This is a genomic window from Roseibium aestuarii, assembly GCF_008477545.1.
GTDB classification, from domain to species: Bacteria; Pseudomonadota; Alphaproteobacteria; order Rhizobiales; family Stappiaceae; genus Roseibium; species Roseibium aestuarii.
In genome coordinates this window covers 521420-541962 of sequence record NZ_VORA01000002.1, presented here as the reverse complement: position 1 = coordinate 541962, position 20543 = coordinate 521420, and the positions used below count along the sequence as shown (strand labels likewise).

The following is a 20543-nucleotide window of genomic DNA, read 5'->3' as shown; positions in this document are numbered from 1 at the left end:
GCATTCGACTCACCGGCCCCGGATCTCCGCGAACGCTTCGTCCGGGGTGACGATGGTAAGGTTTTGCACGTCGCCAACCCGGACTTGATCCGAGACCTCACTCGGAGCCTCGGGTCCCGGCGCAAGGCCGGGACGGCGAGGTGGGAGAGACGGGAGGGTGGTGCTCTTTGCGCCCAACCTGAATCCTGCCTTAGTTTCATGGCTTAGGTCGGCTCTGCTTCACGGGACGAGACGAGAGCGTGTCCCCGCGCATCAGGTTTCGACTGGTCGAAATCCATTGAACGATGGCCCGTGATCGCGAAGTGGCGGGCGCCATGAAGAGACTTGCAAGTGGAAGGCCGGTCGTCTTGTCCTCAGAGGAAGAGATATCTCATCCCCCAATCGACCTGAGTGCCGAGCGCCCCGTCCTGCCGGTCCATGAGTCTGTGCCTGTGCATGCGCACGGCGTCAGACTGCCTTCCAGCCTGTTTTCCATTGCTCTGGTCGTGTCTCTGGTGCTGCATGCCGTGGTGGGGCTCGTGCTGGTCGAGCAGAAGACAGAGACCTTCGAGCAACCGCCGACACTGCCGTCGATCGAGGTGGCTCTCGTGCCGCCTCCTGCTCAGGACCCTACCGCCGAACCTCAGAAGGCCGAGCCCCCCGCACCCGAGGAGAAGGCGGAGGAGGTGCCCGAGCCGGAACCTGCGCGCCAGGAGCAGGCCGAACAGACCCCGCCGCCGCCCGAACCGGAGACGCAGCCCGCCGTCGAACCGCCGCCAGTCCATCCAGCAGAGCAGGCTCCGGTGTTGCAGCCGGTCTTTGCCTTTGGCGACGAGGATCAGGCGGGTCCGGAGCTGGCCAAGGGAACGGCACCGGAGGATTCGACCGGCGCGGCGGATACCCCGCCGGACGCTTCCAATCTGAACGCGGCGCAGACGGCCGAAGCTGCGGCGAGCGAGGACAGCGACGAGACTGCTTCCGAGGTGGCTGAAGCTGAAGCGGAAAAGGCCGAAGAAGCCGAGCCGACCGTCTCCCAACCCGTTTCGCCAGAGGCCGTTGCCGATCCGGAGCCTGAAACGCCGACCGAGCCGGTCGAGGTGGCAGCACTCAGCCCCGACGAGCAAGCGGCGAGCGACGAGGCCCTCTCGAGTGGGGCAGATCCGGAGAGCACGCTGGAGCCAGACCCCTTGCCGGGGCAAGGCGACCTGGAGGTGCGGTTGTCGCGGGCACGACCGACGCAGAAGCCGGCACCTTCCGAGCGACCTGCCCGGCAGAACCAGCCCACGGCCACCAGGGAGGCCTCTCGGGCGGGGGGGCGCACCTCCGACCCTGCGGGGGTTCCGCCGCTCGCCCGGGCGCGGGAGCTGTTCTCCAACCAGATCCTCGGGGATACCCGCAGCCAGACGGCGATGCGGGGCATGGGGCCGGCGCAGCGTCTCAACCTTCTCTGCATGACGGAGCTGGATGCCCAGCTTCGGTCTTTCGATCCCGGTCGCCCGCCGGAGATGCTGCCGAGCTTCCGGCCTTCGGGCGGCACGTTTCTGGAGCCGGCGCAGGCGGCCTATCGCTCGCGCGGGGTCTGGTATGACCTTGCCTTCCGCTGCGAGGCCGACGACGAGATCCGCAAGGTCCAGGCCTTCTCCTTCCGGGTCGGGCCGCCGATCCGGCCCGCCCAGTGGGCCGAGCGCGGTCTGCCGAGCTTCTGAGGCTCCGGGAGGCTCCGGCGGCCGCTTTCGATCAGCCGAGCTGGTCGCGGATGGCCTGAAGGAAGATGCCCGCGCCCAGTGGGATGAGTGCGTCGGGGAAGTCGTAGTCGGGATTGTGCAGCGCCGGGCAGGCTTCTCCCGCGCCGAGAAACAGCATGGCGGCCGGGCACAGGGCCCGGTAGCGGCCGAAGTCCTCGGATGGCCGCCAGGGCAGGCCGGTGTCGCCCCAGGTCACGCCCTGCCGGTCGAGGGCGCTCGCCAGTGCGTCGGTTGCCTCTTGGGCATTCTCGCAGTGGTGGAAGACATCGTGGGTGGAGAAGCTGACCCCCAGCCCGTGTTCCGCAGCCAGGCGGCGGGCGAGTGCCTCCGCATCCTCGCAAAGTGCTGCCATGTGGTAGTCGGTCAGGGTGCGCAGGGTCACCCAGACCGCACCTTCCCCCGGCGCAATGCCGAAGGCTTCTTCCCCTAGCCGGGCGTGGGTCACGGTCACCAGCCGGAAATCCGCATTGGCCTGGGTGCCGCGCGACAGGGCGCTGAGCGCTGGCATGAGCGCGGACATGGCCGGCATGGGGGATGTACCTGTTTCGGGCTGCGAGGCATGGGCGGTGCGGCCGGAGAAGGTGATCTTCAGTCCTCGCGACGCGCAATTGACCGGACCGGCCTTGAGGGCGGCCGTGCCGATCGGCAATCCGGGCATGTTGTGAAGGGAGAGCGCCATGTCGGGCGCAAGAGCGCGGAAGGCCGCCTCCTCGATCACCCGGGCCGCGCCGGATCCGTCCTCTTCGGCAGGCTGGAACAGCAGCGCCACCTTTCCGCGTGCCGGACGTTGGCGGGCGAGTTCTTCCGCCACGGCGCAAAGGATCGTCATATGGCCGTCGTGGCCGCAGAGGTGCCCCTTGCCGGGGATCCGTGAGGCGTGGGCGGCGCCGGAGGTCTCGTGGATCGGCAGGGCATCCAGCTCGCAGCGCAGGAGGAGCATGGGGCCGGGGGCGGGTGCCTCGAAGACGGCGACCAGTCCGTGTCCGCCCAGATCCGTCAGCATCTGATCGGGAGACAGGGGTGCAAGCCAGGTGCGGATGCGCTCAGCGGTCGCCTGTTCCTCTCCGGAAACCTCCGGGTGCCGGTGCAGGGCGTGACGCAGTTCCAGCAGGCCGTCCGTCAGCGGGGGCGGGGTGACGGGCGAGGTCGGTGCGGAAGGCGTCTGGGCGGTCATGTCGGATGGGTCCTGAGAGGATCGTGCTGCCACCGGCCTACGACGCTTGACGGCGTCTTGGCAAGAGCGGGGGCAAGGGTGGGGGCAAGAGAAGGGCAAGCGCGGGGGCTGGAGCAGGCAGCACGCGCAGCTGGGCCGATCCGTCGAATTTGAAACGGATTTGACGCAAACCTGCGCGAGACTCCGAATGATAGTTTTACGTATGGGGCCTTATACTTCCCTTGGGTGAGGCAAGGGGATGCGCCATGGAGAGAGTTGCGGGGAAGGACGGGAGTGTGTCGTGACGTTCCTCAAACCCTATACGCCCTTGCTGCTCAGCCTGATGCGGGTCATCTGCGGGCTGGCCTTTCTTCAATATGGCATGAGCAAATTCTTCGGCTTTCCCCAGAGCGGGCTGGCCGGGGTCGAGCTGGACAGTTTCGAAGGCTGGAGCGGCCTGGTCGAGCTTGTCTGCGGTGGCCTGCTGGTGGCCGGTCTCTACACGCGGACGGCCGCGCTCGGGGCCTTCGGCTTCATTGCCCTCGGCTATCTGCTCGTTCATGCCCCTCACGGCGGCGTTCCGAGCCTCAAGGGCGACGAGCTGGCCATCGTCTCGGGCATGTGTTTCCTCTATCTCGCTGCCGCGGGCGGAGGACCGGTCAGCATCGACCGGCTCTTCGGAGAAAGCTGACCGCTCGGAGCGGGATCCGGATCGGGTGTGTATCTGAGGCCTGCGGGAAGGGCTTGTCGAAGGCTCAATAGAACCATAAAACCGGTTTTATCGAATCTTTCTCCGCGAGCTTCATGTCGACCGACCCTTCCATTGCAGATCTTCAGTCCGGACCTGTGCCGGAGGCGCTGACACTCGAGCGCGCGGCGCTGGGCTTTGCCGCGCTCGGGGCCGGGGCGCGGCTGAGTGTCCTGCTTGCCCTGGTCAAGGCGGGTCGCAAGGGGCTCACGGTCAGCGACATCCAGGATCGCATGGGTCTGGCGCCGTCGACGCTGGCCCACCATCTGCGTTCCCTCGCGCAGGCCGGGCTTATCACTCAGGAAAAGCAGGGGCGGTCGGTGGTCAACCGGGCCGCCTTCTCCCATCTGGCCGGACTTGGAGCCTATCTGCTTCAGGAATGCTGTGCCGAGGAGGATGCCTGCGGTTCCCCTGGCTCTCCCATGTCTTTCTCTGATCGGACGCGCTGACCCATGCAGTTTTCCCTTGAGACTGGCCCCCAGGCCATCGTTTCCGTGCGTGTGGCGTGCCGGGTGGGCGAAACCCGACCGCTGCTTGCGCCCTTCGGGCTGCAGACGCCGGATCAAACGCCCCTCGGCCTGTCGGTGGAGGGCGGATCGGTCGATCTGGTGGTGGAGCGCAACACCGGCCAGGAGGCCGCGCTGATCACCCCGGACCCGGGGGCGCAGGCCATTGTCCTGACCTACGGGTTTCAGGGCAGCGGCAAGGGGTATCCTGAAGGCATGTTCGCCGTCCATGACAGCCGCTACAGCCGCGCGGCGACTGATCTGGTTCAGGCCTTCGCCCAGGAGGGACCGGCGAACGGGGCAGGGGCAGAGGAGGATCCGGTGGCGCGGATCGTCCAGGAGGTCCACGCGCGGTTTGTCTATGGTCACGCAGAGCTGCGTTTCAATGACGGGCTCGATGCGGTGCCCTACCTCTCCTGCGGCACGACGGTCGGGTCCTGCGTCGACATCAACACCTATCTGATTGCCTGCCTGCGTTCGGCCGGGATCGAGGCGGCCTATATCACGGGTTACTTCTTCCCTGAAGAGCGGGGTGGGGTGTGCCGGGACATGCACTGCTGGGTGGTGACCCGCGAGGGCGATCGCCTGCGCGAATGGGACATTGCCCATCATCTGAAGATGGACCGCGCGCCGGTTGCCAGCGGGCTCAATCCGAAGCCCGGCTGCCGGGTCGCCCTGTTCCACGCCATGGGTCTTGATGTCCCGGAGCTCGGCATCCGGGATGCGAAACTGCTGGCCGAACCCGTCTGGGTGGAGGAGGGGAGCCTGATCCGGATCGCGGAGGCGGACCTGCAGATCCGCATGGATCACGGTTTCATGGAGATGCCCTTCGCGCGGGCGTGAGGACGACGGGTGCGGCCGGCTGACAAGAGTGAGGCAGTTAGAGGCCCGCTCCAGCCTTGTGCAGGAGGCGCGAAGGTGGATATTCTCTTGCGGCACGGGCGGGTTGCCAGAGTGGTCGCCCGTGTTCTTGGCCCCACTCCTGGCCGATTGCTCCTTCCCTTCGTCTCACGAGTGTTTTTCATGTCCAGCAGCGCGACCCGTTCCCTGATCCAGTCCTATTATGCCGCCTTCAACGCCGGCGATACCGCGGCCATGGAAGCCCTGGTCAGCGATGACGTGGCCCATGACGTGAATCAGGGGTCGCGCCGGAGCGGCAAGGCGCTGTTTGCCGAATTCAACGCCCACATGACCCGCTGCTACCGGGAAGAGCTGACCGACATGGTGATCATGGTCAGCGAGGACGGCACCCGTGCGGCGGCGGAGTTCGTCGTGAATGGCACCTATCTGGCGACCGACGAAGGCCTGCCGGAAGCGCAGGGCCAGACCTACCGCCTGCCGGCCGGCACGTTCTTCGCCATTGCCGGGGGCCGGATCACCCGCATCACGACCTATTACAATCTGGAAGACTGGATCGCCCAGGTCGGCGCCTGAGCGCCACCGCTCACAAGCATCCGTTCCAGACCTCCGAGGTTCTTCATGCATGTCATCGTTGTCGGGGCCGGCATTTCCGGCCTCTCCACCGCCTGGGCCCTGACCCGGCGCGGCGTGGACGTTACCCTGCTCGAGCAGGGACCGATCCCCAATCCCCTGTCGGCCTCCGGTGACCAGCACCGGATCATTCGCCGGGCCTATGGCGGCAAGGGCGGCTATCAGCGGCGCATCAGTGCCGCCTATGCTGCCTGGGACAGCATGTGGTCGGATCTTGGCACCTCTCACCTCATCGATACCGGCTTCCTGATCCTCTCCCAGCAACCGGGCGATGAGGGCGAGGAATACCGCGACGGGCTGGTTTCCTCAGGCTACACGCCGGAGATGATGAGCGGTGCGGAGGCGGCAGCGCGCTATCCCTTCCTGGACGGGGACAGCCTGCGCTTTGCGGCCTATCATCCCGAAGGCGGGGTGCTGCTGTGCCAGAAGATCGCTGCCGGCTTGCGGGACTGGCTGAGGGACAAGGGTGCGGATGTGCGCGAACAGACGCGGGTGACGGCCGTGGATGCGGCTGCGGGCGCCGTGACGCTTTCTTCCGGCGAGCGGCTTGTCGCCGACCATGTGGTGATCGCGGCCGGGGCCTGGGTGCTCAAGCTGTTGCCGGAGCTCGCCACCTCTCTCACCACCTACCGGACGGCCGTGGTCTATCTTGAGCCCCCGGCGGATCTGAAGCCCCACTGGGAGGCCGCGCCCGTGGTGCTCGACATTGGCGGGCCGGTGGATGGCTATATCCTGCCTCCAGTGGCGGGCACCGGTCTGAAGTTCGGCGCCGGCTATCACAAGCGGGCGGCCGCCCCGGACGAGGACCGCACGGCGGCAGTCGGCGAAGGGGAGGTGGTGCGCGATCTCTTCAGCCCGCCGATTGCCCGCATCGGCGAATACCGACCCACCGATGTGGTGACCTGCGCCTATACGTTTACTCGCGACGAGCATTTCTTCATGCAGCCGGGGGCGAGGCTCTCCGTGGTTTCCGCCTGCTCGGGCCACGGCTACAAGTTCGGCGCCGTGGTCGGGCAGAAGGTGGCCGAAGGCTTGCTGGACGGCGATCTGGAGGCGACGCGGATCTGGCTGGAAGCGCGCGACTGACGCGCGCCTCCGCTGGCGGGGTGCCCCTGGGTCTGTCTTTTGCCGGGCAGCTTGCCGGAATTGGGCGCGGCGCTCAGTTCCGGCCGGGCATCATGCGCATCAGGGTGCCGTCATGGCTGACGAACTGGTGCCACAGGGCACCCGCGACATGGGCTACAATCGTCAGGATGAAGAGTGGCTTCAGCAGCTCATGCACTTCGCCCGACAGATGCACGCCGCCGAACCAGGCGACCAGGCCGGTGATCGGTGCGATCAGCAGCAGAAGATAGAGGATCCCGTGGACCGAATGGGCCAGGATCTGCTGCCAGCGCGGTCCGGGCACGAGCGCGGGTGCACCGCGGGTCAGTTTCAAGGCGATGCGCAGGACCATCAGCACCAGCAGGGTGACGCCGAGCCAGATATGGGCATTGGCAAGGAATTCCACTGACGCCTCAGGGGTTTCGCCCTTGCGGAGCGCGCGGCCCAGGTCGCCCATGGCTTCGCCGAAGATCAGCTGGAAGAAGACGATCAGCGCGATGACCCAGTGAAGAAGGATCTGCAGTCGGCTGTAGGTGGCGGGATGGCTGGCTGTCATGGCTTGCCTCGTGTGGAGCGGTCGTGGGTGCTGGTCAGTCTAGGCTTTTTCACCGAGGCTCACGATGGGAAAATATTCGGCGGGCGCGAGGCGGTTTGACGCGGCGGACCGGGCGAAACTTCGGGAAAAGACCTCAGATTCTTGATCTTGAAGGCTTTTGCCGCGATTGTTGCCACTCAAGATAAGGGAGGACGGCATGAGCACACGTATCGAGATCCTGACCGGCGAAGCGCTGGGCGCTGCCCTGGAGGATCTCGCCCGTCTCCGGATCGAGGTGTTTCGCGCCTGGCCCTATCTCTACGAGGGCTCGATGGACTATGAGCGCGGCTATCTGGAGCGTTACGAGAAGACCAAGGGCGCGGTGATCGTCGGTGCCTTCGACGGGGACCGGCTGGTGGGGGCTGCCACCGGAGAGCCGCTGGAAGAAGAGGTCATCCAGTTTCGCGCCCCCTTCGAGGACAAGGGGTTGGATCCGAAGACCATCTTCTATCTGGCGGAAAGCGTCCTGCTGCCGGCCTATCGCGGCCAGGGCATAGGCCATCGCTTCTTCGATGAGCGGGAGGCCCATGCGCGGCGTCTCGGCTTCCAGGCCACAGCTTTCTGCGCGGTGGTGCGGCCGGACAGTCATCCGCTGCGGCCCGCCGACTATCAGCCGCTCGACGATTTCTGGAAGAAGCGGGGCTATGACAAGCTGAACGGCGTGCGAGTGCATTTCCCCTGGCGGGATGTGGGCGAGGAGCACGAGACCGAAAAGCCCATGCAGGTGTGGATGCGCCACCTCTGAGGATCAGTCTGGCCCGGCCGGCATGTTACCGGCCGCGCCCTTTCAAGGCATGGGGCGCGGAGGCCTCACGCGGGTTTCGGGGCCTGCGGGCCCAATCCTTCTGGCCCCAATCCTTCCGGCTTAGTCTTGCACCAGCTCGAACTGCAGGGTGACGGAGGCCGAGAGGCTTTCCTCACCGGCCTGCACCGGCACGTCGGCCCGCATCATCGCCATTTCCGCCTTGAACATGGGGACCGGGCCCGACCCGCTGCCCATTTCGCTGATCATCACCAGACGCCCCAGACGCACGCCGGCGGCTTGCGCATAGAGTTCCGCCTTGGCGCGGGCGTCCTTGACGGCGGCCTTGCGGGCGTCGTTCAGGGCCGCTTCCCGGTCTGACACCTGGAAGGAGATGCCGCCCATCTCGTTGGCACCGGCCTTCACCACCTCGTCGAGCACGCCGGACAGGCGGGTGAGGTCGCGGACTCTCACGCTCAGGCCGTTGCGCACCTCATAGCCGATGATCTTCAGCGGGGCGTCCGGATTGTCCCTGCGGTCGGCGTAGCGCGGGTTGATGGAGAAGCCGCTGGTCTGAAGATCGCGTTCATCGAGCCCGGCCGCCTTGAGCTTTTCGACGATCGCCGTGAGCTGGCGGGAGTTTGCATCCAGTGCTTCCGGCGCGTTGTCCCCCGGGGTGACCACGCTCAGGGTCAGCACGGCGGCGTCGGGCACCAGGGTGGCCGTGCCTTCGCCGCTGATGGTGATCATGGCCGGGGCGGGGCTGCGCTCGCCGTCCGCGCGGGCCGGCGTCATCGCCAGGGCCGAGGCGAGGACAAGGGCGCCGAGCCCTGCGGCCAGACCGCGAGACGGAGCAGACATTTGGCGGGAGATCGGAAGCTGGAACATGGGGCCTCGCTGGGTTGCGCGGGAAATCGATGACTGACCTTCGGGGAGGATTGCGGCGGGCCGATGGCAGGGCCCGTGATGAGATGAGGGCGATCCGTCGGCCGCTCAGTCTGCGACATTGCCCCGGGCCGAGAGAAGAACCGCCAGCGGGAGGGTTGCCTCGAAGCGGGAGCAGACGATGAGCGCCACGATGGTGAGCGGCACGCAGACGATCATGCCCACCGTGCCCCAGAGCGCGCCCCAGAAGGTGAGCGACAGCAGGATCACCAGCGGCGACAGGTTGAGATTGCTGCCCATCAGGCGCGGCTCCACCAGGTTTCCGAGGGTGAACTGGATCGCGCCCAGCCCGAAGGTGATGGCGAGGAAGGGGCCGAGACTGTCGTAGCTGACGAGGGCGAGCAGGGCGGGAAAGATCACCGCGACCAGGGAGCCGATGGTTGGAATGTAGTTGAGCACGAAGGCGATGAAGCCGAAGAGCGGCGCATAGGGCAGGCCGGCGGCCACCAGAATGAGGCCCGTGAGCGTGCCGGTGGCAGCGCTGACAATGGTCTTGATCCCCACGTAATGGAGGATGGAGCGGCTGATCTCGTCGCGGATGGCAAGCACCGATGCCGTGCGCTGAGGATCGCGGAAGAGGCGGCGCAGCTTGCCGTCGAAGGTGGATTGCTCCAGCAGCAGAAAGATCACGTAGATGGCCACAAGCGCACCGGAGCCGGCCAGCGTCGTGATGACGCTCGCCCCGGCGGTGACCATGCGCGGCAGAAGGTCGGCGGGCAGGAAGTCGCGGATGTTCAGGGTGAAGTCGGACGCGCCTTCGGGGGTCAGGCGGGCCACCAGATCCCGCAGCAAGGTTTCCAGGCGGGCCTGATAGACGGGGGCATCTGCCGCGAGCTGGGTGAGATTGGCGGTCACCAGATTGATGACCAGCGCCGTGCCGATGAAGATGCACACGAGGGAGAGGACCACCGCCAGCCAGCGCGGCACCCGCAGACCGCCCAGCGAGACCAGGCAGAAGGCATGGGCCAGCGCGTTGATCAGGTACCAGATGATCAGGGCGATCACGAAGGGCAGGAGCAGGGCCCGGCCGATGACCAGCAGCCAGCCGACCAGACAGACCAGCAGGACGCCAAGGGTGATGCCGAGAAGGGAGGCCCGCATGTTCGCACCTTTTGACAGGGGAGAGATCTTCAGGCCTACACGGTTGCGCGGCGCATGAAAAGCCGGAGCCGGGCGGGCAGGGCACCACATGGCCGTTCTCTCGACCCTGCAAGCCCCGCCTTCCGCCGTCGCACGGCGCTTGTTTCGCGTGCGGTTTGCGGCGGCTGGAGATCGGGTCTGGACAAGCGCCCCGGCGCGGCCGCAAGGCCCTTGCCGTCACTTCCGGCAATGGTGTAGGAACCAGTGATCTGCACCGCAGATCAGGGCCTGTAGCTCAATTGGTTAGAGCCGTCCGCTCATAACGGATTGGTTGGGGGTTCAAGTCCCTCCGGGCCCACCATTTTCTCCTTGTCTCAAGCATCCAGAGCAGCCCGTCGCGTGACGCGTCGAGGGTAGGGCTCCGCGCGTGTCATGGCCTGTGGTGTCTTCAAAGGTGGCTAGCCGGCGCAGATCGGGGGATTGGTCGCGCCATGGAGCGCGCCGATCGGGCGGGCCGTGTCTTCAGGCTGTCTTGAGGAGGCCGCCCCAGGTCTCGTGATGAGCGCGGGATGACCTGCGCAGGGCGCGATGGTGGTATTGATGCGTCGACGGAGCGCAGAAAGCACCGAAATCTATTGGTCCGGGCGCGCAAATTCGGGCTGTTCTTCCAATCAGTTCTCTCTATTGCGCGTGAAAAAATCTCGAAAATATCGGCACTTTTCTTTGTATTTTCGCGGGAACTATTTTTTCAAATCGTCGTTTTTCGAAAGGGCGTGACGATATTACAGAATTTCAGATTGACATTTTGATTTGAAAAACGTAGGAATACTGCATCGATATTTTCTTGCCGAGCTTTGGTTGCAACGCGATTGGCGCCGCGTTCCTAACGAACCCTCCCTTTAAAGCATCGTTATAACTGCTGGTGAGCCTGCGGCTTTCCGGTCCCTCCTCTATGCTATGAAAGGGTTCATCATGACCACTGGCACAGTAAAATGGTTCAATTCCACCAAAGGCTTCGGCTTCATTCAGCCTGACGATGGCGGCCTGGACGCGTTCGTCCACATCACCGCTGTCGAGCGGGCTGGCATGCGCGAAATCGTTGAAGGCCAGAAGATCGGCTACGACATGGAGCGAGACACCAAGTCTGGCAAGATGTCTGCCTGCAATCTGCAAGCTGCCTGATAGGTCCGGACTCTGCTTTCCCTTGACCACGGATGTACTGGCCCTGTCGAAAGCATGAGGACAAGCAAGGTCAGGCAAATTGCCTGGCCTTTTTTATACCTGCTCCCTTGTGAGCGGTCTCCATGAGGACAGCCATGACAGAGAATTACAGCAAGCTTCGCCAACAGGCCGAGTCCGCTTTTGGCAAAGCCCAGTCGCAACTTTTCGAACGCCAGCGGGCGCTCGACGATCTGAACTCGATCGTGATTGCCCGCAATGAAAAGACCCAGAGACTGCGCGAGGCGCGGCTTGCCAAGGAACTGCAGGACCGCGTCGCCTCGGCGGCCAAGTCGGGCTCTAAATCGGCGCGAAAGTCCTGAAGCTTCGACACGTTACCCCTCAAATTGGATTGAGATTTGAAAAGAACTACGAACAACGCACATTCCGAACGCCGCAGCACTGCGGCACATGCCAAGGCAGCTCTCGTCAAGGCCTTCCACGCCGCCAGGGAGGCGGCCGAACCGCATCGCGAGGCCAGGCAGGCAGAGCGGCTTCTGGTCGCCGAAGCGCGTGAGCAGCGTCGGGCCGAGCGCGAGCAGGTAAGACTTGACGAGCAGAATCGTGCTGCCGCCGAAGAAGCCGCCCGGGAGGCCGCCGTTGCTGCCGCTGCCAGAGCCGAGTTCGAGGCGCGCGAACTGGCGAACAAGACCCGTGCCGAGCGTGTCCTGAAGGACGAGGCGGATCGCAAGGCCGCACGCGACCTGCGCTATGCCAATCGAAAGGCCCGTCAGGCCTGACGTCATCACAAGGCAAGGCGGTGGTCCGGGTCACTGACCGTGATCACAGCCTTGCACCTGCCGTGTCCGGTCAGGACATGAGCGACGCTCTCCAGCATTTCCAAACATGGACCGGCGTTGCTCGCGACAGGAGCGAGGGCGTGGCTACACGCGCCTCCTGCATGGTCTTTCCATTTATCGTTTCTTTCCCGATCTTTTCCTGCTGGCCCGTTTCGTCCGGCCACATTCTCCTCCTCCCTCTTCCGAAAAGATCTCAAAGCCCTGGCAGCGGCCTTGCGCCTTATTGCGCGTCGAGAGGCCTGGGGGTGGCGGTGTAGAAGATCTCGATGAGGCGGGAGAGGGTTGTGGGGTCGAGGCTCAGGTTCTGGGCCTCGATGGCGGCGAGCGCGGCGCGGGTGGCGCGCAGGTGCCGGTCCGGGTCGAGCGCCGGGGCGGGTGCGCCCGCATCGGGCGCTGCAGCCGTCATGTCCTCGCCAAGCAGCCAGGCGACGGAGGTTTCCAGCGCCGTCGCGACCTTGTTGAGGGTGTCCCGCCTAGGATTTGCTGTTCCGTGTTTTTGACGCAAGAGCTGCCGGATGAGTTCCGGGTTGGTGCCGACGCGCAGAGACGCGTTGACGGGTGAAAGCCCGAGGTCTTCAAGTCTCTGCCGGATGCGGTTCTGAAGCGGTGTCATGACAGGATGCAGCCTGAGGCTGTGCCGGCGTGAAGTCAATTGCCGCAAGGGCCTTCCTGTTTCACCGGACGAGCGGCTGCGAGACTGTTTCCGGAGGGGGGAGTGGTCACGGCGATCGCTCCGGCTTGAGAGGATCAGGCGGGGACGAGGCGTGGCGAGGGCCGTCAGTCCTCCTCAACGCCCTGCCACCAGACGGTCTCCTGCCCGCCGGGGGCATCCGGATCGTGGAGGGTGACCACGAGGCGGCCGTCGTCCATCGCCCAGTCGAGCCCATAGGGGCCTGTCACGTCCAGTTCGGGCGTGGCTTCGGGCCATCGCGGGTCGAGAAGACGGGCGCGCTGGCCGTGCACGCCCTTGCGGGTGACGACGAGCAGCCAGAGCTCATCCGAGTTGCCCGCGTTGCGGATCACGTGGATGCCATCGGCCGCGCAACCGTCGTCGCCGTCGGTCGCAGCCTCCGCGTCGCAGAAGCCCTGATCCAGAGGGACCTCGCCCAGATCTTCGGTTCCGGAGGCCAGACGCAGGGTGGCGGAGGTCCGCTCGACCCGCCAAGACAGGGGCGTTCCCTCGATCGGGACACTGTCGTCCGTCAGGCTGGCGGCTGTCCGGCTGGCGGCTTCAAGGTGTTCGAAGCGGGCGCAGCGCGGCGTCATGTAGTCTTCCAGAAAGCCGAGATCCGCCTGTCGCTGGAAGGCGGAGCGCAGGCGGCAGGCCGCGCCATTGACGAAGGCGGGGGTGTTGCCCGGCGACCGGGTGACCAGATCGCATTCCAGATCCCGCCGCAGCGACCAGAGCGCCGCGCCGTCCTGCAGCACCTTCTCGTCCCGATGGGTGCAGATGCGGGCCGTCAGCGCCTGAAGCCGACGGGTGAGGTCGCGGTCGATGTCCCGGGTTCTTTCGATCAGACAGTCGCCGATGGCCGCGCCGCCCACCCGCCAGGCGGGATCTTCATGGCAGGCCTGCACTGCGGCCTGCAACTCAGTGTCCGGCGTGTCCGTGTCTGCGGCAAGGGCCGGTGCGCTCAGCAGCAGGCCGAGGAGAACAAGGCTCGAAAAGCGACCTCGGCAGGAGCGGAGGGAGTTTCTGGGCATGGTGGACATGGCGTCGCTCGTCTGGCTGCAGGGGGAAGGGGAGCAAAAGTTCACTCGGGCTCTGTGGGATCCTTGTCCTGGGAGGTCGTGTCCCGGGAGCTGCTGTCCTGGGGGGGCTTGTAGGCAATGAGGAAGGTCCAGGCGCCGTAGGCGGCGACGGCGGTGGTGATCCAGCCCCAGGACATGTTGCCCATCGAAAACTCGAAGGCGGCCCAGCCGGAACAGGCCACGACAATGGCGATGCGCAGCCAGAGGGGGCGGAAGAAGGGGTGTTCAGCGTCTTTCATCTTGCGGGGATCCGAAGCGGGAAGGGGAAGGTGGCGGGCATGCCATGAGCAGCCTCAGGCGAAGCTGTCAGGGGGCACGCGCGGGAGGCGGGTGGACCGGTCTCGCCGACGGTTGACTGCCTCTCGGTCCGGGCCGTCGATCAGGTTGGCGCCAAGGTGGCGCGAAAGGCGGCAGATCGCAAGTGGCGACCTTGCGTCACTCTGGCACGGAAAGAGGCAACCTCGCGCATTCTGTCACATTCCGCCGGTTTGGTCTTGAAACACAAGGGCTTTGCGTCAATTGTCAGGGCACCTTCATCCGACCGGACCCTGACGACATCCGAGGCCGTGAGACATGCCTGCATCCCTTGACCTGCTGACCGCCAACGACCGTCCGGGGGAGCATGCCGCCTCCTATTATGCGGCAACCGCCAACCGGGTGACCGATCATCCGGCCCTTGCCGGCGAGGCCCATTGCGACGTCTGCATCATCGGGGGCGGGTTTACGGGTCTGTCCACGGCGCTGCATCTGGCCGAGCGCGGCCACTCGGTCATCCTGCTGGAGGCGAACCGCATCGGCTGGGGCGCTTCGGGGCGCAACGGGGGGCAGGTGGGCACGGGCCAGCGGGTGGACCAGAGCGTGCTGGAACAGCGTCACGGGCTGGATCAGGCCCGGGTGCTCTGGGATCTGGCGCTTCAGTCCATGGATGTGACCATAGACCTGATTGCCCGTCACGGCATTGATTGCGACTATCGGCCCGGCGTGCTGCATGCGGATCACCAGCCCCGCTTCGTGCCCGAGACCAAGGCTTACGTGGAGCATCTCCAGTCGGTCTACGGCTATGACAAGGTCCGCTTCGTCGACAAGGCGGAAGTCCGCGAGATGGTTGGCTCTCCGGCCTATCACGGTGGCTCCCTCGACATGGGCTCCGGCCATCTGCATCCGCTCAATCTGGCGCTGGGCCTCGGGGCTGCTGCGGAGGCAGCCGGCGCGCGCCTGCACGAGCGCAGCCGGGTGACGGGGTACGAGACGGTGCCGGGCGGCGTCGTGGTGAAGACAGAGGCGGGTTCCGTGCGCGCCGGGCATCTGGTGCTTGCATGTAACGGTTATCTGGGCGGCATCGACCGCAAGACGGCGGCCCATGTGATGCCGATCAACAATTTCATCGTCGCCACCGAACCCCTGAGCGAGGCGGACGCGCGCGGGCTCATTCGCGACAATGTGGCGGTGGCCGACAGCAAGTTCGTCATCAACTACTTCCGTCTGTCGGCGGATCGGCGCATGCTGTTCGGCGGCGGGGAGAGCTATGGCTATCGCTTCCCGCAGGACCTCAAGGCCTTCGTGCGCAAGCCCATGACCGAGATCTATCCCCAGTTGAAGGACGTGCGGCTGGATTACGGCTGGGGCGGAACGCTGGCCATCACCGTGAAGCGCATGCCCTACTTCGCCCGCGTTTCGCCCAATGTGCTGAGCGCGGGCGGCTATTCCGGCCACGGGGTGGCCATGGCGACGTTTGCGGGCAAGGTGCTGGCGGAAGCGGTGGATGGCACCTCGGCGCGGTTCGACGCCTTTGCGGATCTGAAGCTTCCTGCCTTCCCGGGCGGGTCTGCCCTACGCCATCCGATCCTCATTCTGGCCATGACCTGGTTCGCCCTGCGCGACCGGCTGGGGATCTGATCATGACCGTCGGCGACCGGGAAAGCATTTCCGTCGGCAGTTTCTGGGAAGCCAGCGTCGGGACGATCAAGGAAGATCGCCAGCTCGTGGGCGAGGCGGTGTTTGATGTGGCGGTCATCGGCGGGGGCATCACCGGGTTGAGCGCGGCTCTCCGGCTGGCCGAGGCCGGGGCGTCCGTCTGCGTGCTGGAGGCCCGCCGCGTCGGATGGGGGGCATCGGGGCGCAACGGCGGGTTCTGCTGCTTCGGCGGCAGCAAGCTGTCGGAGCGGCAGATCATCGCGCGGCATGGGCTGGATGAGGCGAAGCGCTTCGTTTCCTACCAGCTGGAGGCGATCGACACGGTTGCCGAGCGGATCGAGCGGTTCGGCATGGATGTGGACCGGCACTCCGCCGGCGAGATGTATCTGGCCCATCGCCCGAGCGATGCGGCCGGCTTTGCCGAGCAGGCGGCCTTTCTCTCCGACACGTTCGGTCTGGGCGCGCGGGTGCTCTCCGTCGAGGAGCTGGAGGAAGAGGGGATCAGCGGGCCGGAGTTCCACGGCGGGCTGCACATGGCCCACGGCTTTGCCCTCAATCCGATGAAATACGTGCAAGGGCTGGCGGAGGCCGTGCGGCGCAAGGGCGCGCGCATATATGCTCATACGGAGGTCACCGGCATTGCCCGCGAGCGGGACGACTGGCGCCTGTCCACCCGCTTCGGCGGCGTGCGGGTGTCGCGGGTGGTGATGGCAGGCAATGGCTACACCCGCGAGAGCGTGCCGGAGTGGATCGGCGGGCGGTTGATGCCGGTCATGTCCTCCGTGATGGTGACAAGGCCGATGAGCGGGGACGAACTCTCCGCCCAAGGCTGGACCAGCGACGTGATGGCCGCCGACACCCGGATCCTGCTGCATTATTTCCGGCTCATGCCGGACAACCGTTTCCTCTTCGGCACGCGGGGCGGCATCTTCGAGCTGCCCGAGGCGCTGAAGGCCATGCAGAAGCGCGGCCGCGCCGACTTCGAGCGCATGTTCCCGGCCTGGGCCCATGTGGAGACCGAGCATTCCTGGCACGGCCACGTGTGTCTTGCCCGCGACCTGAGCGCCTATGTGGGGCCCATTCCGGACATGCCCGGAGTCTATGGCGCGATGGCCTATCACGGCAGCGGCGTCGCCATGGCCTCGCTGTCGGGCGAGAAGGTGGCGGAGCTGATCCTCGGCAAGATCGAGCGCAAGGATCTGCCTGCGGTGATCGCCAAGCCCTTCTCGAAGTTTCCCTTCCCCGCCCTGCGCCAGCTTTATCTGCAGGGCGCCTACTGGTGGTACGGCTTCAAGGACCGCTGACGCTGCCGGTCGCGGAGAGCTGCGGGCCCTGGGCGCGCCGCAGCACCGCCACATGCATGGACGCACGCAGATCGAAGCCGAGCCTCCGGTAGAGCCGGATGGCGCCGTCATTGTCCGCCCAGGCATGGAGGAAGGGCGTGTCGCCGCGCTCCAGAATGCGCTGGGCGACGAAATCCGACAGGCTGGCCGCAAGGCCCCGGCCCCGGAAGTCCGGATGGGTGCAGACCCCGCTGATTTCGGTGAAGCCGGGCAGGGAAAGCCGCTGTCCGGCCATGGCTGCCAGGCGTCCGTCGATGCGGACACCCCAGAAACGGCCCATCTCCGGCGTGCGCAGGCGGAAGGGGCCGGGTTTCGTCAGCTCGGCCAGGGCCAGCATCTCCGGCGCGTCCGCGGCCGAAAGGGGTAGGATCTCGTTTTCGCAGGGGGGCAGGCCCTCGGCCGGGCGCGTCTTCACCATCTGCACGCCTTCAGCGGTAAGCTCCGTTTCCAGACCTGCCGGCACGGTGCAGGGGCGGGCCTGCATGAGGAAGATCCGGTCTTCCGGATGATGAGAGGAGACCAGCGCCGCAAGTGCGGCAAGGGCCTCCGACGTGTCGTCCAGGCTTGCGGCAAAGGGCGAGACCTGCGGATCGAAGCGCCGAGCGAGACGTCCGCCCAGGGCCAGCCGATCCAGCCGGCTGACGAGGGCCTGCCAGACCGGCGCGTCCAGCGGATGGGCCGCTGTCTCTTGTGGCGCTGCGATTTTCGGCCGCTGGCTGAGGGGCAGGGCCTCCAGCGCGTCTTCCAGCCGGGCGAGGCGTGTGAGCAGATCTCCCTCGCCTTCGCTTACCGCATCGGCCACCGCCCGGTTCACCTGCTGCCAGGCGCCGGCGTTCAGCCCCTCGGCCATGGTCTGTCCGGCATCCGTCAGAGCCATGCGGCTAATGCGCTGGTCCTGCGGGTCGGGCTGCTTCTCAACCAGGCCGAGGGCAAGCAGTTTCGAGGTCATGCGGCTGACGCCGGGCTGGCTCTGGCGCAGGGCAAGGGCCAGGGACCCGATGCTGAGCGGCCCGTGGCGCAGCAGTGCCATGAGGATCGCATGATGGCTGGAGGGCGGTGCATCCGGACACTGGGCGTTCAGGATGACCTGCGTCTGGGTCTGCAGGATGTCACCGATGCGCTTCAGCCGGGTGCCGAGGGCGGTGTAACCGAGGTCGCGGATCAGGTCGTCCATGGAAGCTCACTTCATATCGAGTTATATAACAGGTTATTCACATCCGCGCGGCAGCGTCAAGCGACACCTTGGGAGTGTTGTGAGCCGCTGACCGGAGTGTGATCAACCCGGTCAGCGCTGTTCGGTCAGGGACAGGTGGTCAGAGAAGGCCGCGTCGGGCCAGATTGCGCAGCAGCGCGCCGGTGCCGAAGGTCCAGGGGGCGATGGCGTCGGTGTGGTCCACCACATTCACCAGCCGGCCGAGTTCGGGAGCGGAGATCTCCACCCGGTCGCCGATCTCGTGGGTGAAGCCCTGACCCGGCGCGCGGCGGTCCTTGGTGGGGGCAAACATGGTGCCCAGGAAGAGCATGGCCCCGTCCGGATACTGATGATGGGCGTTCAGGGTCTGGGAGGCCAGATCGGCGGGGGTGCGGCTGATGGCGGCCATGCGCGAAACGCCGGTCATCTCGAACCCGTCGTCGGCGCCGGTCACGCGCAGCGACACTTCCAGCTGCATCAGGGTGTCGAGGGTGAAGGACCCGTCGAAGAGGCGGATGAAGGGGCCGATTGCGCAGGAGGCATTGTTGTCCTTGGCCTTGCCGAGCAGCAGCGCGGATCGGCCTTCCACATCGCGCAGATTGACGTCATTGCCGAGGGTCGCGCCGACGATGGTGCCATCGGACCGCAGGGCAAGCACCACTTCCGGCTCAGGGTTGTTCCAGTCGGACATGGGGTGAATGCCGACGGAGGCGCCGCAGCCCACGGCGGCCATGGGCGGGCACTTGGTGAAGACTTCCGCATCCGGGCCGATGCCGACCTCCAGATATTGCGACCAGAGCCCCATGTCCTGAAGCAGGGCCTTGACCTCGGCCGCCTTCGGCGAGCCGGCCTTCACGCCCTTCAGGTTCTCGCCGATGACCGGTTTCAGCCGCTCGCGGATCGCATCGGCACGGGCCGGATCGCCCTTGGCCTGTTCCTCGATCACCCGCTCCAGCATGCTGTCGGCAAAGGTGACGCCTGCGGCCTTGACCGCCTGCAGGTCGCAAGGGGCGAGCAGGCTTCCGGCCTCGCCCGAAAGATAGGCGTCGAGAGACCCGATCTGCGGATAGCGGTCGGCTTCGCCCAGAAGCGTGGCGAGATCGTCGAGCTCCAGCAGCTGGGAAAGGGTGGGGGCAAGGCCGGTCAGGTCGCGCAGCACGTCACCTTCCACGAGAACCGGGGAGGGGCCATCCACATCCTGGCGCCAGACCCGGCCGACCAGAAGGGCGTTTCCGTCCTCCGGCAGAATGTCGCGGGCACTCGGGATGTTTGTCTCTGCGTGGTCCATCTGGGCCTCCCTTTGATGTTTTCTGGCCGTCCCCAGGCGGAATCATGCCGGGACGCTGAGCGCGAGCCTAGAGAAGGGCCGAAGCCCTCCGCAAGGTCACCGGAGCGTCAAACCGGCGGTGCCGTGCTGTGCCGTGTTGGGGCGGAAGGCTCAGCCGAGGGGCGGGCCGAAATAGATCGCGAGCCCGACCATGACGATCGATCCAATGACAAGGACCTCGCCCCAGGAGAGGCCCTTCTTCTGCTTCTTCTTGTCGGTCATGCGCTGCGGTCTCGTCTCGTGTCTTCTCGTGTCGGGGGCGGTGTTCCGTGGGGGCGATCCGGGGGCTCAGCCCTCGGCGCCTCGCCTGCTTGCGGCGGCAAAGGCCTGGATCAGGGCAGGGAACTCTTCGGGCGCGGGGAAGCGTTCATAGCTGTGGCTCGCCGGTGTGCGGGCCCAGTCCAGCCGTTCCGCCGTCTGTGTCTCCATGAAGGGCAGGGTCCAGCGGGGATCTTCCAGCAGCACGGAGCGGACATTGACGACGTCCGGCATGAAGGAGAGCCGTGTGAACATCCATGTCATGCAGGAGGGGCAGCCGAAGTGCCGGATTGCCTCGCCCTTCAGGCCGCAGGGCACCGGATCGCCCTTTGTCACGCGGAAGGCGTCGCCCGGCATGATCGCGGTGATCGAATAGGGCGCCGAGCTCATCTGCTGGCAGCCCCGGCAATGACAGGCCGAGGTGATCAGCGGGTCTGACCCGATCTCGAAGGCGCAGTCCCCGCAGCGGCACGCACCGCGCAAGGGATAGGATATGCCGGTCATGTGATGGTGCCCCTCCCGATGGTTCTGCTTCATGGTTAGGGCATTCCGGCCGCTGCGTCATGCGTAAAACGGCGGAGGGGGACTCGGCCCGGTGCCGCCACGCATTCCCCGTCATCCCCGGCCCGATCGGGGATCCGCGGGATGCCA

At 66.0% G+C, this 20543-nt stretch carries 22 protein-coding genes and 1 tRNA gene; 13 read left to right on the top strand and 10 right to left on the bottom strand.

The features are described 5' to 3' along the window. Positions 1-431: 431 nt before the first annotated feature. The gene (locus FR728_RS11015; protein ID WP_188318878.1) at positions 432-1685 is read left to right on the top strand and encodes a DUF930 domain-containing protein; all 1254 of its coding nucleotides are present in this window, start codon (positions 432-434) and stop codon (positions 1683-1685) included. A 31-nt stretch (positions 1686-1716) separates the two neighbouring features. On the opposite strand, the gene FR728_RS11010 is transcribed toward FR728_RS11015, so the two are convergent. Further along, positions 1717-2898 (bottom strand): amidohydrolase, encoded by a 1182-nt coding sequence (locus FR728_RS11010; RefSeq protein ID WP_149892711.1) that lies wholly within the window; start codon positions 2896-2898, stop codon positions 1717-1719. A gap of 280 nt (positions 2899-3178) precedes the next feature. Here FR728_RS11010 and FR728_RS11005 point away from each other — a divergent pair, with 280 nt between their 5' ends. From FR728_RS11005 to FR728_RS10985, 5 genes are all read left to right on the top strand, one after another. Then, positions 3179-3568, top strand: a complete 390-nt coding sequence (locus FR728_RS11005; protein ID WP_188318877.1) for a DoxX family protein — start codon at positions 3179-3181, stop codon at positions 3566-3568. 113 nt (positions 3569-3681) lie between these two features. Continuing rightward, entirely contained in the window at positions 3682-4074 is a 393-nt protein-coding gene (locus FR728_RS11000) for an ArsR/SmtB family transcription factor (RefSeq protein WP_149892709.1), read from the top strand. A gap of 3 nt (positions 4075-4077) precedes the next feature. Next, positions 4078-4974: a transglutaminase-like domain-containing protein gene (locus FR728_RS10995; RefSeq protein ID WP_149892708.1), complete on the top strand. Its 897-nt coding sequence runs from the start codon at positions 4078-4080 to the stop codon at positions 4972-4974. A gap of 180 nt (positions 4975-5154) precedes the next feature. Further along, a complete protein-coding gene (locus tag FR728_RS10990) occupies positions 5155-5565 on the top strand; it encodes a ketosteroid isomerase-related protein (RefSeq protein WP_149892707.1) in 411 nt (136 codons plus the stop codon). A 45-nt stretch (positions 5566-5610) separates the two neighbouring features. Continuing rightward, positions 5611-6708 (top strand): NAD(P)/FAD-dependent oxidoreductase, encoded by a 1098-nt coding sequence (locus FR728_RS10985; protein WP_149892706.1) that lies wholly within the window; start codon positions 5611-5613, stop codon positions 6706-6708. A 73-nt stretch (positions 6709-6781) separates the two neighbouring features. On the opposite strand, the gene FR728_RS10980 is transcribed toward FR728_RS10985, so the two are convergent. Beyond that, positions 6782-7282: a cytochrome b gene (locus FR728_RS10980; RefSeq protein WP_149892705.1), complete on the bottom strand. Its 501-nt coding sequence runs from the start codon at positions 7280-7282 to the stop codon at positions 6782-6784. A gap of 196 nt (positions 7283-7478) precedes the next feature. Between FR728_RS10980 and FR728_RS10975 the strand changes: the two genes are divergently transcribed. Continuing rightward, entirely contained in the window at positions 7479-8066 is a 588-nt protein-coding gene (locus FR728_RS10975) for a GNAT family N-acetyltransferase (RefSeq protein ID WP_149892704.1), read from the top strand. A 120-nt stretch (positions 8067-8186) separates the two neighbouring features. Here the strand turns inward: FR728_RS10975 and FR728_RS10970 are convergent, their stop codons facing one another. Both FR728_RS10970 and FR728_RS10965 read right to left on the bottom strand, forming a co-directional pair. Next, entirely contained in the window at positions 8187-8951 is a 765-nt protein-coding gene (locus tag FR728_RS10970) for an SIMPL domain-containing protein (protein WP_208998770.1), read from the bottom strand. A gap of 105 nt (positions 8952-9056) precedes the next feature. Beyond that, entirely contained in the window at positions 9057-10109 is a 1053-nt protein-coding gene (locus tag FR728_RS10965) for an AI-2E family transporter (RefSeq protein ID WP_149892703.1), read from the bottom strand. A gap of 263 nt (positions 10110-10372) precedes the next feature. Here FR728_RS10965 and FR728_RS10960 point away from each other — a divergent pair. The 4 genes from FR728_RS10960 (at position 10373) to FR728_RS10945 (ending at position 12046) form a co-directional block, all read left to right on the top strand. Then, positions 10373-10449: transfer RNA gene (locus tag FR728_RS10960), tRNA-Ile, on the top strand. 611 nt (positions 10450-11060) lie between these two features. Further along, positions 11061-11270 (top strand): cold-shock protein, encoded by a 210-nt coding sequence (locus tag FR728_RS10955; protein WP_149892702.1) that lies wholly within the window; start codon positions 11061-11063, stop codon positions 11268-11270. Positions 11271-11404: 134 nt separating this feature from the next. Then, positions 11405-11629, top strand: coding sequence for a hypothetical protein (locus FR728_RS10950; RefSeq protein WP_149892701.1), 225 nt, complete (start codon positions 11405-11407; stop codon positions 11627-11629). Between the two features lie 36 nt (positions 11630-11665). Further along, entirely contained in the window at positions 11666-12046 is a 381-nt protein-coding gene (locus FR728_RS10945; protein ID WP_149892700.1) for a DUF6481 family protein, read from the top strand. A 280-nt stretch (positions 12047-12326) separates the two neighbouring features. On the opposite strand, the gene FR728_RS10940 is transcribed toward FR728_RS10945, so the two are convergent. The 3 genes from FR728_RS10940 to FR728_RS10930 all read right to left on the bottom strand — a co-directional run bounded on the left by FR728_RS10940 (position 12327) and on the right by FR728_RS10930 (position 14097). Further along, positions 12327-12719, bottom strand: coding sequence for a helix-turn-helix domain-containing protein (locus tag FR728_RS10940; RefSeq protein ID WP_149892699.1), 393 nt, complete (start codon positions 12717-12719; stop codon positions 12327-12329). A gap of 164 nt (positions 12720-12883) precedes the next feature. Continuing rightward, a complete protein-coding gene (locus FR728_RS10935; RefSeq protein ID WP_149892698.1) occupies positions 12884-13819 on the bottom strand; it encodes a lysozyme inhibitor LprI family protein in 936 nt (311 codons plus the stop codon). A gap of 41 nt (positions 13820-13860) precedes the next feature. Further along, positions 13861-14097 carry a DUF3329 domain-containing protein gene (locus FR728_RS10930; RefSeq protein WP_188318876.1) on the bottom strand — a complete coding sequence of 79 codons (237 nt, stop codon included), beginning with the start codon at positions 14095-14097 and terminating at the stop codon, positions 13861-13863. Between the two features lie 334 nt (positions 14098-14431). On the opposite strand from FR728_RS10930, the gene FR728_RS10925 reads away from it, so the two are divergent. Together FR728_RS10925 and FR728_RS10920 are read left to right on the top strand one after the other, a co-directional pair. Beyond that, positions 14432-15754 (top strand): NAD(P)/FAD-dependent oxidoreductase, encoded by a 1323-nt coding sequence (locus tag FR728_RS10925; RefSeq protein WP_149892697.1) that lies wholly within the window; start codon positions 14432-14434, stop codon positions 15752-15754. A 2-nt stretch (positions 15755-15756) separates the two neighbouring features. After that, complete coding sequence (locus FR728_RS10920) at positions 15757-17076, top strand: NAD(P)/FAD-dependent oxidoreductase (protein WP_149892696.1); 1320 nt, start codon at positions 15757-15759, stop codon at positions 17074-17076. On the opposite strand, the gene FR728_RS19745 is transcribed toward FR728_RS10920, so the two are convergent. The 3 genes from FR728_RS19745 to FR728_RS10905 all read right to left on the bottom strand — a co-directional run bounded on the left by FR728_RS19745 (position 17063) and on the right by FR728_RS10905 (position 20429). Then, positions 17063-18289: a GNAT family N-acetyltransferase gene (locus tag FR728_RS19745; protein WP_149892695.1), complete on the bottom strand. Its 1227-nt coding sequence runs from the start codon at positions 18287-18289 to the stop codon at positions 17063-17065. The two genes, FR728_RS10920 and FR728_RS19745, sit on opposite strands and share 14 nt — an antisense overlap. Before the next feature lie 139 nt (positions 18290-18428). Next, positions 18429-19595 (bottom strand): fumarylacetoacetate hydrolase family protein, encoded by a 1167-nt coding sequence (locus FR728_RS10910; RefSeq protein WP_149892694.1) that lies wholly within the window; start codon positions 19593-19595, stop codon positions 18429-18431. Positions 19596-19922: 327 nt separating this feature from the next. Next, positions 19923-20429, bottom strand: a complete 507-nt coding sequence (locus FR728_RS10905; RefSeq protein WP_244304548.1) for a GFA family protein — start codon at positions 20427-20429, stop codon at positions 19923-19925. Positions 20430-20543 lie beyond the last annotated feature (114 nt).

Bases quoted from the DNA above. Each gene is read 5' to 3' on its own strand.
- FR728_RS11010 (WP_149892711.1), bottom strand. From the start codon at position 2,898: ATGACCGCCCAGACGCCTTCCGCACCGACCTCGCCCGTCACCCCGCCC.
- FR728_RS11000 (WP_149892709.1), top strand. From the start codon at position 3,682: ATGTCGACCGACCCTTCCATTGCAGATCTTCAGTCCGGACCTGTGCCG.
- FR728_RS10995 (WP_149892708.1), top strand. From the start codon at position 4,078: ATGCAGTTTTCCCTTGAGACTGGCCCCCAGGCCATCGTTTCCGTGCGT.
- FR728_RS10990 (WP_149892707.1), top strand. From the start codon at position 5,155: ATGTCCAGCAGCGCGACCCGTTCCCTGATCCAGTCCTATTATGCCGCC.
- FR728_RS10985 (WP_149892706.1), top strand. From the start codon at position 5,611: ATGCATGTCATCGTTGTCGGGGCCGGCATTTCCGGCCTCTCCACCGCC.
- FR728_RS10980 (WP_149892705.1), bottom strand. From the start codon at position 7,282: ATGACAGCCAGCCATCCCGCCACCTACAGCCGACTGCAGATCCTTCTT.
- FR728_RS10975 (WP_149892704.1), top strand. From the start codon at position 7,479: ATGAGCACACGTATCGAGATCCTGACCGGCGAAGCGCTGGGCGCTGCC.
- FR728_RS10970 (WP_208998770.1), bottom strand. From the start codon at position 8,951: ATGTTCCAGCTTCCGATCTCCCGCCAAATGTCTGCTCCGTCTCGCGGT.
- FR728_RS10965 (WP_149892703.1), bottom strand. From the start codon at position 10,109: ATGCGGGCCTCCCTTCTCGGCATCACCCTTGGCGTCCTGCTGGTCTGT.
- FR728_RS10955 (WP_149892702.1), top strand. From the start codon at position 11,061: ATGACCACTGGCACAGTAAAATGGTTCAATTCCACCAAAGGCTTCGGC.
- FR728_RS10950 (WP_149892701.1), top strand. From the start codon at position 11,405: ATGACAGAGAATTACAGCAAGCTTCGCCAACAGGCCGAGTCCGCTTTT.
- FR728_RS10940 (WP_149892699.1), bottom strand. From the start codon at position 12,719: ATGACACCGCTTCAGAACCGCATCCGGCAGAGACTTGAAGACCTCGGG.
- FR728_RS10935 (WP_149892698.1), bottom strand. From the start codon at position 13,819: ATGTCCACCATGCCCAGAAACTCCCTCCGCTCCTGCCGAGGTCGCTTT.
- FR728_RS10930 (WP_188318876.1), bottom strand. From the start codon at position 14,097: ATGAAAGACGCTGAACACCCCTTCTTCCGCCCCCTCTGGCTGCGCATC.
- FR728_RS10925 (WP_149892697.1), top strand. From the start codon at position 14,432: ATGCCTGCATCCCTTGACCTGCTGACCGCCAACGACCGTCCGGGGGAG.
- FR728_RS10920 (WP_149892696.1), top strand. From the start codon at position 15,757: ATGACCGTCGGCGACCGGGAAAGCATTTCCGTCGGCAGTTTCTGGGAA.
- FR728_RS19745 (WP_149892695.1), bottom strand. From the start codon at position 18,289: ATGGACGACCTGATCCGCGACCTCGGTTACACCGCCCTCGGCACCCGG.
- FR728_RS10910 (WP_149892694.1), bottom strand. From the start codon at position 19,595: ATGGACCACGCAGAGACAAACATCCCGAGTGCCCGCGACATTCTGCCG.
- FR728_RS10905 (WP_244304548.1), bottom strand. From the start codon at position 20,429: ATGAAGCAGAACCATCGGGAGGGGCACCATCACATGACCGGCATATCC.